Below are 14,716 nucleotides of genomic sequence, written 5' to 3'. Positions count from 1 at the left end.
CCCATAATCCCCGCCGCAAGGATGCCGATGCGCGCCGGCGTTCGAGGCCGCGGCCGGTCGGGTGGAGGAGAGGACGGAGTTCGATCATGTCAGGTTTCATTATTTCCAGACGCACCATACTTACCGGGTCGGCAATGCTACTGGCCTCCACCGCCATGCCGGCACTGGGCCGGGCGCAGACGCCAAAGAAGGGCGGACGGCTCGTGCTTGCCGCCGATTCCGAGCCGCGCAATCTCAACCCGGCGATCGTCGCCTCCAACGGCGTTTTCTTCATCTCCAGCAAGATCGTCGAGACGCTGGCCGAAGCCTCCTTCGACGGCAAGGACGGGCTCGCGCCTCGGCTGGCGGTGAGCTGGGAAGGTGCCGCCGACGGTCTCTCGGCGACCTTCAAGCTGCGCGAAGGAGTCAAATGGCATGACGGCAAGCCGTTCACCTCGGCCGACGTCGCCTTCTCGGCGCTGCAGATATGGAAGCCGCTGCAGAATCTCGGCCGCACCGTGTTCAAGGATCTCAGCACGGTCGACACGCCAGACGATCTGACCGCCGTGTTCAAATTCGCCAAGCCGACGCCGTTCCAGCTGATCCGCAACGCCTTGCCGGCGCTGTCGAGCGTGGTGCCGAAGCACATCTACGAAGTCGGCAAGATCGAGGACAACCCCGCCAACAACGCACCGATCGGTACGGGTCCGTTCAAGTTCGGCGAGTATAAGGCCGGCCAGTACTACCGGCTGACGAAGAACGCCGACTACTGGGGCAAGGACGAGCCCTATCTTGACGAGATCATCTATCAGGTTCTGCCCGACCGTACCTCGGCCGCCGCCGCGCTGGAGGCCGAGGAAATCCAACTCGCGGCTTTCTCGGCCGTGCCGCTGGCCGATCTCGACCGCATCTCCAAGGTTCCCGGCCTGAAGGTCATCACCAAGGGCTATGAGGGCCTAACCTACCAGCTCGTGGTCGAGATCAACCATCGCCGCAAGGAATTGGCCGACCTCAAGGTGCGCCAGGCCATCGCGCACGCCATCGACAAGGACTTCGTCGTCAAGACAGTGTTCCTCGGCTACGCCGCCACGGCCACCGGCCCGGTGCCGAAGAACGATCCGCAATTCTACACCGCCGACGTGCCGATCTATGCCTTCGACGTCGCCAAGGCCAACGCGCTGCTCGACGAAGCTGGTTATAAGAAAGGCGCCGACGGCAACCGCTTCTCGCTCAGGCTCTTGCCTGCCCCCTATTTCAATGAGACGAAACAGTTCGGCGACTACCTGCGCCAGGCGCTCGCGGCAATAGGCATCGACGCGCAGCTGGTCAACAACGACTCGGCCGCCCACATCACGGCGGTCTATACCGACCACGCCTTCGACCTTGCGGTCGGTCCGCCGGTTTTCCGCGGCGACCCGGCGATCTCGACCACCATCCTGGTGCAGAGCGGCATTCCCGATGGCGTGCCGTTTTCCAATCAGGGCGGCTACAAGAATGACGCGCTCGACGCCCTGATCACCAAGGCCTCCGAAACGCTCGACACCACGGCGCGCACCGACCTCTACAAGGAGTTCCAGAAACAGGTCGCGGCCGACCTGCCGCTGATCAACGTCGCCGAATGGAGTTTTATCAGCGTCGCCAGTGACAAGGTCGGCAACATCGCCAACAACCCGCGCTGGGCGGTCTCGAACTGGGCGGACACATATTTGGAATCATGACACACTCACGCGGATGAGAATTCGCGAGGAAAGCCTTCGGCAGCAGCCAATCCCCCTCCTTGAGGGGGAGATGTCCGGCAGGACAGAGGGGCGCGCCTGGGCTCGACATTTCGTTATGTCCCTTATCGCGCATTCGAGGTCCGCATGAATCGCGCCCTCGTCCTCCTGCGCCGTCGCCTCGTCGGCAGCATCTTCGTGCTTTTGATCGTCGTCATCGGCACTTTCCTTTTGCTCGAAGCAGCGCCCGGCGATGCGGTCGACGCGTACATCGTCTCGACCGGCGGCGACGCCGGCATGATCGAGCTGCTGCGCCACCGCTGGGGTCTCGACCAGTCGGAGCTGACGCGGCTCGCCAACTACCTCTGGGCACTGCTGCATCTCGATCTCGGCCAGTCCGTCACTTTTTCCCGACCGATCCGCGACGTCATCCTCGAGCGCGTGCCGACCACGCTCATCCTGATGGTCAGCGCCACTACGCTCTCCTTCGGCCTCGGCTCGGCGCTCGGCATCTATGCCGGCGCCCGGCCAGGCAGCTTCCGCGACCGTTTTCTCTCCGTCACGTCGCTGGCTCTCTACGCGGTGCCCGGCTTCTGGCTCGGCCTGGTGCTGATCGTGATCTTCGCCGTCGACCTGCGCTGGCTGCCGATCGGCGGCGTCGAGACGCTGGCCTCGGACAAGACCGGTCTCGACCGCGCCGCGGATATCGCCACCCATCTGGTGCTGCCGGTTTGCGCGCTCGGTTTCATCTATCTGGCGCTCTATCTGCGCATGATGCGCGCCGGCATGGCCGACGCCTGGCGCCAGGATTTTGTGCTGGCCGCCCGCGCCAGGGGCTTGTCGCGCCGCCGCATCGTGCTCGCTCATGTCGCCCGCAACGCATTGCTGCCGCTGGTCACCATGCTCGGCCTGCAGTCGGCGCAGATGCTCGGCGGCAGCGTCGTCATCGAGAGCGTCTTTGCCGTGCCCGGCCTTGGTCGGCTGGCGCAGGAGGCGGTGGCCGCGCGCGACACGCCGCTGCTGCTCGGCATCATTCTTACCAGCGCCGTCCTGGTCATCGTCATCAATCTTGTCGTCGACATCGCCTACGCGTTCCTTGACCCGCGCGTCGGCGCCAGCGGGGCCGGTGCATGAGCCGTCTGCGCCGCTTTCTGCGCACGCCCGAGGCGGCCGCCGGTGCCATCATCCTGGCGGCGCTTTTCGCGATGGCGCTGTCGGCCTCGCTGCTGTTTCCCGGCGACCCGCAAGCCATTGCTGGCGCGGCGTTGCTGCCGCCTTTCCAGGACTGGTCGCTGCCGCTCGGCACCGACCGGCTCGGCCGGGACGTGTTGGCCGAGCTGTTTCATGGCGCCCGTACCTCGCTGGCCGTCGGTCTGGCCGCGGCGGCCGCGGCACTCGCTTTCGGCGCGGTGATCGGCACGCTGGCCGGCTTCGCCGGCGGCCTGATCGACGAGGTGCTGATGCGCGTCACCGATGCTTTCCAGACCGTGCCGGGCTTCCTGCTGGCACTGGCCTTTGTCAGCGTGGTTGGGCCCTCGCTCGGCGTCGTCGTCGTCGCAATAGCGCTCGGCACCTGGACGGGGCCGGCGCGGGTCGCCCGCGCGGAAGTCCTCTCCATTCGCGAACGCGACTATGTCGCCAGTGCCCGTGTCATTGGCATGCATCCCCTGGAAATCGCCTTTCGCGAGGTGCTGCCCAATGCCTTGCCGCCGATCTTGGCGATGTCGTCGGTGATCGTCGCCGCCGCGATCCTCACCGAAGCAGCCCTGTCTTTCCTTGGTCTTGGCGACCCCAACCGGGTCACCTGGGGTGGCATGATCGCGGAAGGTCGCGCTGTCTTGCGCACCGCGCCGTTCCTCTCGATCGTCCCGGGCATTGCGCTGGTGCTGACGGTGCTCGGCGTCTATCTCGCCGGCGAAGGCATCGTCGAGACGACGGCCGTGCGGAGGGGCCTGTCGTGACGGTACTGGCGTCGATCCGAGATCTGACGGTGACCTACCGCCGTGATGGCAGCGAGGTCGCCGCGCTGAAGAATATTATTCTCGATATCCAGCCAGGCGAACGGCTGGCCATTATCGGTGAAAGCGGTTCGGGCAAGAGCACGCTGGCGCTGGCGATCGCGGGATTGTTGCCGGCGAGCGCCAAGATTGAGGGGAGTATCGACTGGTTCATGCGATCACCGCCAACGTTGGGGGCCAAGGCACCCCCCTCCGGCAGGACAGAGGGGGGTGGGAAGGATCGCCTATCTCTCAACCGTCACAATCAAGCCTCCCTTGGCGGCCGCGACATCGGCTTCGTCTTCCAGGATCCGTCCGCCAGCCTCGATCCGGTAATGGCAGTCGGCAAACAAATCGCCGAAGTCGCGCGCACGCATCTCGGCCTCACATGGGCCCAAGCATATGCCAAAGCCAAAACCCTTCTCGAACGCGTCCGCTTGCCTGACCCCGACTCCGCCCTGCACGCCTTCCCGCATCAGCTTTCCGGCGGCCAGAAGCAGCGCGTGGCGATTGCCGCCGCGATTGCCGCCGGGCCGAAACTGCTGGTCGCCGACGAGGCGACCAGTGCGCTCGACACCATCGTGCAGGCCGAGATCGTCGCTTTGATTCGACGGCTTGTGGCCGAGGACGGCATGACGCTGCTGTTCATCAGCCATGACATTGCGCTCGCCGCCGAGCTTGCCGAACGCATCGCCGTGTTCCGCCACGGCCAGTTGGTGGAGTTTGGCAAGACCGAGCAGATTGTCGAAGCCCCGACGCAAGCCTATACCCGCGCGCTGCTCGACGCCCATGTCGACCTCGACGCCGAGCCGCTGCTGCACCGAAGCAGGCTGAATGCATGAGCCTGCTGACAGTGTCCAATCTCACCAAACGCTACAGTCGCGGCGGCAAGACCCTTGCTGCGGTGAGCGATGTCTCCTTTCATATCGAGCCCGGCGAAACGCTGGCGCTGGCAGGCCCTTCCGGCAGCGGCAAGTCGACCATCGCGCGGTTGGTGCTGCGCCTGATCGAGCCGGATGGCGGACGCATTGAATTCGAAGGCGATGATTTCCTGGCTCTGGGCGGCTCGGCACTTCGAGCCCGTCGCGCGCGACTGCAAATGGTGTTCCAGGATCCACTGGCCGCCTTCAACCCGCGCGCCACGGTGGCGCGCGTCCTCGATGACCCCTTGCGCATTCATGGCGTCGCCCCGCGCTCGGAGCGCCCGCGCCGCATCGCCGCCTTGCTGGAGCGGGTCGGCCTTGCGGCCGATCTCGCGCCCCGCGCAATCCATGAAATCTCCGGCGGTCAGCGGCAGCGTGTGGCGATTGCCCGCGCCATCGCCACCAAGCCGTCGCTGATCGTGCTTGACGAAGCGGTGTCGGCGCTCGATGTCTCGGTGCGCGGCCAGATCCTCGATCTCCTGCTCGACCTGCAGCGCGAGGAACGGATCGCCTGTCTCTTCATTTCGCATGATCTTGGCGTCGTCCGGGCGGTCGCCCACCGCGTCATCCTTCTCGATGCCGGGCGGATTGCCGAGAGCGGCGATGCCCGAACCGTCATCGACGCGCCGCGATCGGCCATCGGCAAGGCACTGGTGGCGGCTGCGCCTAAATTGAACAGAAACAGACCATGATCCGCTCTTCGAACAAGATCACACCGACAGGACGGCCTACCCTCCAACCATCAACCTGACGACCTCGTCATGGTTGGTCTCGGAAATCTTGCGCTCGCCGGCCTGGACGCCGCGGCGCAGCACGACGATGCGGTCCGAGACCGCGAAGATATCCTGCAGATTGTGCGAGATGAAGATCACGCCGCGTCCTTGCGCCTTGAGCTGGTGGATGAGCGAGATCACCTTGCGCTGTTCCGGCACGCCAAGTGCCGCGGTCGGTTCGTCCATGATGAGGATCTGCGCATCCCAGTAGACAGCGCGGCCGATGGCGACGGCTTGGCGTTGGCCGCCGGAGAAATTGCTGACCGGGGCGTTCATCCGGCTGACGTGGAAATCCAGCCGCTTCATCGTCTCCCTGGCCGCCTCGGCCATGGCCTTGCGGTCGAGCACCGGCAGGAAGCCGAACGCCTTGCGCATCGGTTCGCGGCCAAGGAAAATGTTGGCACCGATCGACAGATTGTCGGCGAGAGCCAGATCCTGGTAGATCGTCTCGATGCCTTTTTCGCGCGCCTCTTGCGGCGTCGCGAATGCCACCGGCTGGCCCCTGAGCAGGATTTCGCCGCCTGTCGGCTGGAACACGCCCGAGATCGCCTTGATCAGCGTCGTCTTGCCGGCACCATTGTCGCCGGCCAGCGCCACCACTTCGCCCGGCCGCACGGCCATGGAGAAATCGTTGAGCGCGCGCACGGCGCCGAAATGCTTGGACAGGTTGCGGACCTCGAGCAAGGGGGTGTTCTGGTCGGTGCTATTCATCCTGGCGGCCTCCACTGAACCGGCGCTGCGCCTGGTCTATGAGCACGGAAATGATGATGACGACGCCAACGGCGATGAACTGCCAGAACGGCTCGACATTGACGAAGACCAGCCCGTACTGGATGACCGCGATCACCAGCGCGCCGGCGACCGTGCCCAGGATGGTGCCGGAGCCACCGAACAGGCTGGCGCCGCCGATGACGACCGCCGCGACGCTGTCGAGCAGCAGCGGCTCGCCGGCTTGTGCCGCACCGGCCGTGAAGCGCGCCGCGTAGAGCGCCCCGCCAAGGCCGGCGCACATCGCCGACAGCACATAGAGCCGCAATATGTGGCCCCTGATGTCGATGCCGGCGCGCCGCGCCGCCTGCACATTGGCGCCGATGGCATAATTGTGCTGGCCGAACCGTGTCTGGCTGAGCAGATAATGCATCACGATGACGAACACGGCAGCGATCATGACCAGATAGGGCACGCCGTAGAACTTGCCATTACCGAGCAGCGCGAACCAGGAATTCTGAACCGGCACCGTCGTGCCGCCGGCAAGCAGGAAGGCAACGCCGCGCGCGACGCCGAACATGCCGAGCGTGCCGATGAACGGCGGCACCCTGAGGCGCGAGATGAGCAGGCCGTTGATGATGCCGGGCAAGCCGGCGACGATCACCGCGGCGAGGATGCCCGCCAGCATGGCCAGCGGCAAGGGAATGGCGGCGCCCGCCATATTGGTGGCATGCGCGGCAACGACGGCGGCAAGCCCCATGATGAACCCCAGCGACAGATCGATGCCGCCCGAAATGATGACGAAGGTCTGTCCGGTCGCAAGCAGCAGCGGCGCTATGGCAAAGATTGCGATGGATTGCAGGTTGAACGGGTTGAGCACGAACGTCGCGCCGAAGGCGAACCTCGACCATACCTCGAAACAGATGACCAGACCGGCGAGGAACAACCAGGCGCGCCCTTCGGCGATGCGTCCGATCAGGGTCCTGGCCGGATCGCCATGATCGGCCTGGGGGGCGACATGCTTCTCGGCCGACTGGGCTGGTGATGTCGAGGTCATGAATACTCCGCGGCGCGGCTGCGTTCAAACAGGCCCCGCCTTTGGGAGCCGGCACGAGCTCCCCCCGGCGGACCGGGAGGAGCCAAGCTCGTCTTGACCTACTCGGAGTAGAGGTACTTCGAGATGTTCGGGTCGGCGATGTTGGACTTGTCCATGATCGTGAAGCCGGTGCCGATCGTGACCGGGATGGAATGGCCGGTCAGGTGGGCATAGGCCGAGACGACGCCGAAGTAGCCGATCTCGGCGGGATGCTGGGCGATCGCCACGTCCACCAGGCCGGTGTTGATGTTGTCGACGATGCTGGTCGGTGCATCGAAGGCAACGACCTTGACGGTGCCGCTCTGCCCGGCCTGCTTGACGCCGTTGGCCGCACCCAGCGCGGAGAACAGATTGGCGCCGAACACGCCGACCAGATCGGGATTGCGCGCGAAGACGGCCTGCAGCTGCGAGGCCGCCTTGTTGGCGTCGTCGTCATTGAATTGGGTCTCCAGCACGGTGATGCCCGTATGCTTGGCCATTTCCTTCTTGAAGCCTTCTTCGCGCTGGTCGGTGGTCGAGATGCCGGGCTTGACGTTCGACACATAGACCTTGCCCTTGTCGCCGACGGCGGTGGCAAGCGCACGCGCGGCGATCTCGCCGCCCAGAACATTGTCAGAAGCAATGTAGGCCAGCGGGAAATCGGCATCGCCAGCACCCGTCTGGTAGACGCCGCTGCCGATGAAAGTATCGACTGTTATGACCGGAATGCCGGCGTCGTTGGCCTTGCGCAGCGGCTCGACCAGCTGGACCTTGTCGGTCGGCGCGATCAGGATCGCATCCGGCTTCTTGGCGATGACCGCGTCGAGCACCGGCACCTGGGTGACCGGGTTGAAGTCCGGAGCGCCCTGGAAGACCAGGTTCACGCCGAGCGCGTCGGCGGCCGCTTGGGCACCCTTGCGCATGGTGATGTAAAAGCCATCGGTCGTGAGGCCCGGAATGAGCGCAATGGTGTATTTTTTGTCCTGCGCCTGCGCGGGCGCCATCAGCACCGTTGCGCTGACGGCAAGCGCCGCGAGCGCGGCAACGATCTTCTTCATGACATCCTCCTCATTGTTGGCAGTTCTGCCGTTTTCGGTGACATTGGAATGGCCGTTATCCGCTCAGAGGCAGGATGCCGACGGCCGGAACGCCTGTTTGCCTTTCGCGGGCAGCTCCTCCCAAGCGCCCTCCAGTCTAAATATCAGCCGGCCGAGCCGACCGCACAATCCCGTGCTCACTTTCCTCGCCTCCGCGAGGTCAGGGAACCATCGCGCCCGGCATCCTGCACGACGGATCGGCAATTTGTAACACTTTGCAGAAATAAATTGCAACTCGGTTTTTCCGCGACTGTAACGCCGGCTTTCCAGACGCCTTCTGACTGCTCCTCCGAGCCCCGGGCGAACTATCGTCCCGACTCCCCGGCGACACAATCGATTTCGCAGCGGCTTCTCTCCGCACCGACAGCGCCGCATCAGTCCGCATATCTGCCGCTATCGCGTTGCAAGAACCGCGAGGATGGCCTGAGCCGTCTTGGTATCCGTCACCAGCGTGTTGATGAGCCCGGAACGAACGGCGCCGATGATGGCCGTCGCCTTCTCCGGCGAGGCTGCGACGCCGATCACCAGGGGCACGGCGCGAAGCTGCGCCGGCGACATGGCGATCATCCGGCTCTCCCCTTCCCAGGCGATCAGGGCGCCTTCCGCATCGAAATAATGGCGAAGGACGTCGCCAGCCGCATGGACCAGCGCCTGCTCGGTCGGCGTGGCGGCACTCGCCTCGGGTGGGTTGATGGCGTGCGGCAGGCCAATGCCGACGATCGCAACGTCGGTCCTGTCCCACAGCGCGACGGCATCGCGGATGGTGGCGTCTCCAAGGAAGACGTCACGCAGCTCGCTGGACGGCAGATAGGGCGCATGGATAAAGTGCGGTGTCCCGCCAAACTCTTCGGCGGCGAGCCGCACGAATTCATTGACCTGGAAATGCGCCGCGTGCTGCTGCATGCCGCCAGTCGCGGCCACAGTCAGCACGCCCGGCATGCGCGGCAGGCCGGCTCGAATGACCTCGCGCACGGCGCGTCCCCAGCCGATGGCGACCACGGAGCCGGCCACCAGTTGCGCCTGCCTGAGCAAAGCGCCAAGCGGGGCGGAAAGCGCCGTCAGCGCACCCGCTGCCGGCGTTTCGACAACGGCGGCGTCCCGCAATTTCAATCCGTCGACAAGTTGCCTGGTAATATCCTCCGGCGTCGCCAGGTCGATCACCTCGATGCGCACGATCCCTTCGGCCCGCGCCCGCTGCAGCAGGCGCGAAATCGTCGCGGTGGAGACACCGAGCTGCCGCGCTATATCGACCTGCGACATCTCCTCCACATAGTGCAACTTGGCAACCGTGTGCAGCATGGTGCGCGATGCGGTCGCGTCCTGGGCGGAGGGAACAGACAGCTTGCAATTCCTTTCAGAAACGTGTTACACACGTATACGCCGATGCGACTTATCGCGCAAATCCGGTGAACTCGCAACTTGAGGCATACCAGGCCAAACGCCGGTTGGGCTGCTTATCCCAGCAGCCGGCGATGTATCAGGCGGCAAACTCATCCTGCCGGCAGGCGGGCAAACTGACCATTTGTTTCCACGGGATCAGCGCCTCGGCGCGCCAACATCGGACAGAAGAAAACCATGACCAGGATGACCACCGCGGAACTGCGCGGCTACCAGCAGATATGCGGCAAGGACGGAGCCATGGTGGCCATCGCTTGCGATCAGCGCGGCGGCATGCGCACCTTGTTGGCGTCGGACCCCGAGGACCAGGCCAGAATCACCAACGACATGCTCGGCGACACCAAGGCCGACATCACGCGCTACCTCGCAAGTGCGGCGTCCTGCGTGCTGCTCGACCCGCTCTGCGCGGTGCCGAGAGTTGTCGACGACGGCGTACTGAACCGGGATACCGCACTCCTCATCGGCCTCGACGCGTCCGGTTTCGACGTTTCGCCGGAGGGCTATCGCCTGTCGCGGCTGGTCCCCGGCATCGATGCGCGGCGCGTGCGCGAACTCGGCGGCACGGGCGGCAAGATCATGGTGTATCTCAGGGCCGACAAGCCTGAAGCCAACGAACACAACATCGCCATCCTGCGCCAATGCATCGCCGACTTCGGCAAAGAGGACCTGCTGCTCGTCGTCGAATTCCTGACCTATCAGCTCGAAGGGGAAAGCCCAGAGGACTATGCGGCCAAGACGCCCTGGCTGGTCGAGGAGGGTACGAGGATTTCGCTGGAATGCGGCGCGAAGGTGCTGAAGCTTCCCTATCCCGGAACGCCGGAAGCCTGCGCCAACATCACTGAAATGGCCGGCGAAGTGCCGTGGGCCGTGCTTTCGGCCGGCGTCAACCACACCACTTTCCTTGGCCAGGTCGAGGTCGCCATGCAAAATGGCGCCTCCGGCGTCATCGCCGGCCGATCGCTGTGGAAGGACTGCATCTCGCTCGATCGTGACATTCAGCGCGAAAGGCTTAAGACCATCGCGGTGCCGCGGCTGCGAGAGATCCAGGCGGTGATCGGGCACTATCGGCGGAAGGCTGCCGCCTGATATCCACGTTTGAGCGCCGGCACGTGCAGGACGTCATGCCACAAAAGTCGATGGCTATAGGAATCGATATCGGCGGCACCAATTTGCGTGCCGCCCGCATCTCGGGCACCGGTGAAATCCTCGAACGCCTTTCCGAAAAGAGCGCGGCCGACGCGGAGCTGGTGCTTGGCCGCATCGCCGTCATGGCGCGCCTTCTCGATACGCCTGATGTGGCGGCCATCGGCGTCGGCGTTCCCGGCCGCGTCGACGCACGGCGCGGCGCGGTCCTGTCGGGCGGCTATGTCAACCTCGCTTCGGTCGCGCTCGCGCAGCGGCTGGAAAGCATGACCGGCAAGCCTGTCATCGTCGACAATGACTGCAACATGGCGCTGGCCGCCGAGATGGCGCTTGGCGCCGGCCAAGGCCACGACAACATCGCCATGTTCACCATCGGCACCGGCATTGGCGGCGCCGTCGTCCAGAACCGACGGATCATGCGCGGCCGGGCAACAGCGGGGCAACTGGGGCACATCACCGTCGATGTCAACGGCGAACTCTGCGCTTGCGGGCGGCGCGGCTGTGTCGAAACCACCAGTTCGGGTACGGCGCTCGGCCGTTACATAGCGCTGGCTGGCCTTGGTCCCGAGGTTTCGGTCGACCAACTCTTTGCCCGCGATTCCGCCGGCGACATCCAGGCGCGAGGCATATTGGAAGCCTGGGCGAGGCCACTGCGCGCGGCCATCGATACCACCGTTGCCGTGTTCGACCCCGACCTCGTCCTGCTTGGCGGCGGTCTTGGCCGGGCGGCACACAGAGCGCTTGGCCACGCGCCGGCGCTGGCGCCGTGGTACCAATGCCCGGTGGCGCCGGCGCGGCTCAGCGACGACGCCGGAGTGATCGGCGCCGGTCTCCAGGCGCTTTCGGCACCGACATCGACATCGCTTTCCGTTCAGCACGGCCGCGCCAGACGCGCCGTGCTCGTCAACGGCATCCCGGCCAGCGGCAAGAGCACGGTGTCACGCGGCATCGCAGATCGCATGGGATGGCCGCTGCTCGCGCTCGATACGGTCAAGAACCCGTTCCTCGAAGTGCTCGGCGGCGGCGACCGCGAATTCAACCGCACGCTGGGCCGCGCCAGCTACCAGGCAATCTGGTCGCTCATCGGCGACGCCCCGGTCGGCAGCACCTTCATCGTCGATGCCTGGTTCGGCTTCCAGCCGCGGCAAGTGCTCGAGGATCATCTGCGCAACGCCGGCGTCGAACACACGGTCGAAATCTGGTGCCACGCGCCGGGCGAAGTTCTGGCCGAACGCTACGGCGCCCGGCTAGGTCAGCGCCTCCCGGGTCATCCCGGCGCTGCCTATATCCCCGAATTGATCGAGCTGGCCAAGCGCGCCGAACCGCTGCGGCGCGGGCCGCTGTTCGACGTCGATACGACGCAGCCGATCGACTTCGAGGCCATCGCCGCATGGCTCCGCGCGACCCTGGCCGGCGACGCGTCGGTCCTTTCAATCAATAACCGACGGTGAAGCGCTGCCTGACATGCGTCGGCTTCTCGATTTCGTCGACCATGGCGATGGCATAGTCCTCGAACGAGATGCTGCTACCCTTATCCGAGGCGAGAAGCGTGTCCTTGCCGACGCGGAACTTGCCGGTGCGCTCACCTGGGACGAACATCGCGGACGGCGACAGGAACGTCCAGTCGAGGTCGCTGACTGTCTTCAACTTGTCCAGGAAGTCGGCGCCCTTCTGTGCCTCGGCCTTGTAGATCGCAGGAAATTCGGCGGTATCGACCAGACGCTTGCCGGGCGCGACTTCGAGACTGCCCGCGCCGCCCACGACGAGATAGCGCTTCACGCCCGAGGCACGCACCGCGGCGATCAGCGTGTCGGGGTCGCTATCCACGAAATGCACCGCGCTGATCACCGCATCATGGTCGCGGATCAACTCGGCAAGGCCTTCCTTATCGAAGACATCGCCCTTCCTGGGGGTCACGCCGGGCAGCGCGGCAATTTTTTCAGGGCTGCGGGCGATACCGGTGACCGTGTGGCCACGATCGGAGAGTTCCTTGAGTATGCGCGAGCCGACAGCGCCGGATGCACCGATGAGAGCGACGTTTGCCATGTTCTTTTCCAGTCCTTGTTGGAGGTCGGTTGAGGATCACGCCGCCGCGATATGGGCGACAAGATTGTCAAAGCTGCCGAACAGCGCGTTCGAACCGATGAGCCGAGGCGCTTCGTTGCGGATGGCCGCTAGCGAAGGCACGCCCTTGGCATGCAAGCGCTGGAACAGCGCGCTGCCCCGATTGACCAGGTCGAGGTGCGCCGTCAGCAAGGTTTCGGTCGGGCTCTTCAGGATCGCGGCGGCATCCATCATGCCAACGCCGGCGAGCACGGCAGCCACGCCTTCCACAGTCACGATATCGCGACCGTCGACATAGCGCGCACGTTGGATTGCCTTGAGCGCGGTCAACCGGCGGCTTGGGTCTTCCAGGCCGGCGGCGCTGATGGCGAGGGTCGCGGCATGCGAGTCCAGCAAGGTGCCACGGATGCCGAGGACATTGTGCTGATAGGGCTGCGTGAACGCTTGTCCGGTCAGACGCTCGATACGCTGGTCGTTCGCCCAGGCGTGAGCGGCAAAACCTTCATCCATCGGCCTCGCGCCCGCTCCCGAAAACAGACCAGTCGGCAGCAATTCGACGCGCACGCCGCTGGCAGCCAATTTGTCCAGCATCGGGGCGGCGCCGTAGCACCAGCCGCAGAGCGGATCGAAAAGATAAATCACATCCGAATTGCTCATGATTGCCTGATATCCCTTGGCGCGGCGTGCAGCGGTCTGGATTGCCAAAATCTGTTGCTCCTATGTGGCAGACAACGATCTTGCGATAAACACCATCCAATAATATAGATTGTCTGACCAATTCATACAAAGCGATCGCCGTGGCTGACCTGCTGAACCTCAATCGACTGGTCTACTTCACCACCGTGATGGAGACCGGCTCCTTCACATCGGCGGCCGACCGGCTTGGCGTCGCCAAAGCCGTGGTCAGCCATCAGATCGGCAAGCTCGAGGAGGAGTTGGGCGCGACACTCATGCGACGAACGACACGGCGTGTCGCGCCGACCGAAGAGGGACGCCTCTTCTATGATCGTGCGATGATAATCCTGCGGGAAGCGGAGGCCGCCTATGGCGAGATTTCGCGCGCGGCCGTCGAACCGGCTGGAATGTTGAGACTGACGGCGCCGCTCGACTACGGCACGAAGGTGGTTGCACCGGTCATCGCCGCCTATCTGAGAACTTATCCGCATATGCGCGTCGAGGTGATCTTCGACGACGCGGTAAGCAATCTGGTCGACGAGCAGATCGACCTCGGCATCCGCGTCGGCTGGCTTGCTGATTCCTCCAACCAGGCGCGGCGCTTGGGCACGATCCGGCAGATCGTGGTGGCAAGCCCTGCGTTCGCCGCAAGCCTGCCGCAGGACGTGAGCCCGCGGCAGGCGCGGTCGTTGGCCTGGGTCGGAAACGCCCAGCTTCGCGGCGTCGGCCAATGGCTGTTTTCCAGGGATGGCGACAAGGTGCTGACTGAACTCAACCCGGTCATCACATGCGACAAGAGCCCGGCTGCCCATGCCTGCGTGCTTGCCGGCATAGGGCTGGGTGTGTTTCCCGACTACAGCGTCAGCGACGACATCGCCGAGGGGCGGCTGGTTCCTGTCTTTGCCGACTGGGCCTTGCCCAACGGCGGTATCCACGCTGTCTTTCCGCCGGCAAGGTTCAGGCCCGCCAAGGTGCGCGTGTTTGTGGACCTGCTCGTCGCCGCCGAGAGAAAGCGATCGCGCGGCAGTGTCGTGGCGTGAATGCAACCGCGGCAGAAGGTCGGTACCCGAAACAAGTCGTCCGCAGCAATATGAGATCGGAACGCGAACGGCCCGCCGGCATTGAGCCAGGCGGGCCGTTTTTGTTTGGTTGCGGGGACAGGATTTGAA

General features: G+C 64.7%; 14 protein-coding genes. 8 read left to right on the top strand and 6 right to left on the bottom strand.

From position 1 onward, the window contains the following. Nucleotides 1-86: 86 nt before the first annotated feature. The 5 genes from FJ954_RS13610 to FJ954_RS13590 all read left to right on the top strand — a co-directional run bounded on the left by FJ954_RS13610 (nucleotide 87) and on the right by FJ954_RS13590 (nucleotide 5,306). Nucleotides 87-1,697 (top strand): ABC transporter substrate-binding protein, encoded by a 1,611-nt coding sequence (locus FJ954_RS13610; protein ID WP_140661657.1) that lies wholly within the window; start codon nucleotides 87-89, stop codon nucleotides 1,695-1,697. A gap of 144 nt (nucleotides 1,698-1,841) precedes the next feature. Then, nucleotides 1,842-2,828, top strand: coding sequence for an ABC transporter permease (locus FJ954_RS13605; RefSeq protein ID WP_140661656.1), 987 nt, complete (start codon nucleotides 1,842-1,844; stop codon nucleotides 2,826-2,828). Further along, complete coding sequence (locus tag FJ954_RS13600) at nucleotides 2,825-3,655, top strand: ABC transporter permease (RefSeq protein ID WP_015315623.1); 831 nt, start codon at nucleotides 2,825-2,827, stop codon at nucleotides 3,653-3,655. The genes FJ954_RS13605 and FJ954_RS13600 overlap by 4 nt, the downstream gene beginning before the upstream one ends. Continuing rightward, nucleotides 3,652-4,533 carry an ABC transporter ATP-binding protein gene (locus tag FJ954_RS13595; protein WP_140661655.1) on the top strand — a complete coding sequence of 294 codons (882 nt, stop codon included), beginning with the start codon at nucleotides 3,652-3,654 and terminating at the stop codon, nucleotides 4,531-4,533. The genes FJ954_RS13600 and FJ954_RS13595 overlap by 4 nt, the downstream gene beginning before the upstream one ends. Then, nucleotides 4,530-5,306, top strand: a complete 777-nt coding sequence (locus tag FJ954_RS13590; protein WP_140661654.1) for an ATP-binding cassette domain-containing protein — start codon at nucleotides 4,530-4,532, stop codon at nucleotides 5,304-5,306. The genes FJ954_RS13595 and FJ954_RS13590 overlap by 4 nt, the downstream gene beginning before the upstream one ends. Nucleotides 5,307-5,342: 36 nt before the next feature. Here FJ954_RS13590 and FJ954_RS13585 read toward each other — a convergent pair whose 3' ends face one another. From FJ954_RS13585 to FJ954_RS13570, 4 genes are all read right to left on the bottom strand, one after another. Beyond that, complete coding sequence (locus tag FJ954_RS13585; protein ID WP_140618990.1) at nucleotides 5,343-6,098, bottom strand: ATP-binding cassette domain-containing protein; 756 nt, start codon at nucleotides 6,096-6,098, stop codon at nucleotides 5,343-5,345. After that, nucleotides 6,091-7,152 carry a ribose ABC transporter gene (locus FJ954_RS13580; protein ID WP_140661653.1) on the bottom strand — a complete coding sequence of 354 codons (1,062 nt, stop codon included), beginning with the start codon at nucleotides 7,150-7,152 and terminating at the stop codon, nucleotides 6,091-6,093. Before FJ954_RS13580 ends, FJ954_RS13585 begins: the two co-directional genes overlap by 8 nt. 98 nt (nucleotides 7,153-7,250) lie before the next feature. Continuing rightward, nucleotides 7,251-8,228 carry an ABC transporter substrate-binding protein gene (locus FJ954_RS13575; RefSeq protein ID WP_015315618.1) on the bottom strand — a complete coding sequence of 326 codons (978 nt, stop codon included), beginning with the start codon at nucleotides 8,226-8,228 and terminating at the stop codon, nucleotides 7,251-7,253. 432 nt (nucleotides 8,229-8,660) lie between these two features. Next, entirely contained in the window at nucleotides 8,661-9,566 is a 906-nt protein-coding gene (locus FJ954_RS13570) for a sugar-binding transcriptional regulator (RefSeq protein WP_140661652.1), read from the bottom strand. A gap of 276 nt (nucleotides 9,567-9,842) precedes the next feature. Between FJ954_RS13570 and FJ954_RS13565 the strand changes: the two genes are divergently transcribed. Together FJ954_RS13565 and FJ954_RS13560 are read left to right on the top strand one after the other, a co-directional pair. Next, complete coding sequence (locus FJ954_RS13565; RefSeq protein WP_140661651.1) at nucleotides 9,843-10,751, top strand: tagatose-bisphosphate aldolase; 909 nt, start codon at nucleotides 9,843-9,845, stop codon at nucleotides 10,749-10,751. 35 nt (nucleotides 10,752-10,786) lie between these two features. Beyond that, complete coding sequence (locus FJ954_RS13560; RefSeq protein ID WP_140661650.1) at nucleotides 10,787-12,259, top strand: ROK family protein; 1,473 nt, start codon at nucleotides 10,787-10,789, stop codon at nucleotides 12,257-12,259. On the opposite strand, the gene FJ954_RS13555 is transcribed toward FJ954_RS13560, so the two are convergent. Continuing rightward, complete coding sequence (locus tag FJ954_RS13555) at nucleotides 12,243-12,854, bottom strand: NAD(P)-dependent oxidoreductase (protein WP_140661649.1); 612 nt, start codon at nucleotides 12,852-12,854, stop codon at nucleotides 12,243-12,245. The two genes, FJ954_RS13560 and FJ954_RS13555, sit on opposite strands and share 17 nt — an antisense overlap. A gap of 36 nt (nucleotides 12,855-12,890) precedes the next feature. Then, the gene (locus tag FJ954_RS13550; protein WP_140661648.1) at nucleotides 12,891-13,529 is read right to left on the bottom strand and encodes a DsbA family protein; all 639 of its coding nucleotides are present in this window, start codon (nucleotides 13,527-13,529) and stop codon (nucleotides 12,891-12,893) included. 140 nt (nucleotides 13,530-13,669) lie between these two features. Here FJ954_RS13550 and FJ954_RS13545 point away from each other — a divergent pair, with 140 nt between their 5' ends. After that, the gene (locus FJ954_RS13545; RefSeq protein ID WP_140661647.1) at nucleotides 13,670-14,587 is read left to right on the top strand and encodes a LysR family transcriptional regulator; all 918 of its coding nucleotides are present in this window, start codon (nucleotides 13,670-13,672) and stop codon (nucleotides 14,585-14,587) included. Nucleotides 14,588-14,716 lie beyond the last annotated feature (129 nt).

Origin of the sequence: Mesorhizobium sp. B2-3-15 (assembly GCF_006442875.1) — a bacterium.
Classification (GTDB): Bacteria; Pseudomonadota; Alphaproteobacteria; order Rhizobiales; family Rhizobiaceae; genus Mesorhizobium; species Mesorhizobium australicum.
This window is presented reverse-complemented; position numbering and strand designations above follow the sequence as displayed.

Coding starts and splice junctions, on each gene's coding strand:
- FJ954_RS13565 (WP_140661651.1), top strand. CDS start 9,843: ATGACCAGGATGACCACCGCGGAACTGCGCGGCTACCAGCAGATATGC.
- FJ954_RS13575 (WP_015315618.1), bottom strand. CDS start 8,228: ATGAAGAAGATCGTTGCCGCGCTCGCGGCGCTTGCCGTCAGCGCAACG.
- FJ954_RS13560 (WP_140661650.1), top strand. CDS start 10,787: ATGCCACAAAAGTCGATGGCTATAGGAATCGATATCGGCGGCACCAAT.
- FJ954_RS13580 (WP_140661653.1), bottom strand. CDS start 7,152: ATGACCTCGACATCACCAGCCCAGTCGGCCGAGAAGCATGTCGCCCCC.
- FJ954_RS13610 (WP_140661657.1), top strand. CDS start 87: ATGTCAGGTTTCATTATTTCCAGACGCACCATACTTACCGGGTCGGCA.
- FJ954_RS13590 (WP_140661654.1), top strand. CDS start 4,530: ATGAGCCTGCTGACAGTGTCCAATCTCACCAAACGCTACAGTCGCGGC.
- FJ954_RS13585 (WP_140618990.1), bottom strand. CDS start 6,098: ATGAATAGCACCGACCAGAACACCCCCTTGCTCGAGGTCCGCAACCTG.
- FJ954_RS13570 (WP_140661652.1), bottom strand. CDS start 9,566: ATGCTGCACACGGTTGCCAAGTTGCACTATGTGGAGGAGATGTCGCAG.
- FJ954_RS13555 (WP_140661649.1), bottom strand. CDS start 12,854: ATGGCAAACGTCGCTCTCATCGGTGCATCCGGCGCTGTCGGCTCGCGC.
- FJ954_RS13605 (WP_140661656.1), top strand. CDS start 1,842: ATGAATCGCGCCCTCGTCCTCCTGCGCCGTCGCCTCGTCGGCAGCATC.
- FJ954_RS13600 (WP_015315623.1), top strand. CDS start 2,825: ATGAGCCGTCTGCGCCGCTTTCTGCGCACGCCCGAGGCGGCCGCCGGT.
- FJ954_RS13550 (WP_140661648.1), bottom strand. CDS start 13,529: ATGAGCAATTCGGATGTGATTTATCTTTTCGATCCGCTCTGCGGCTGG.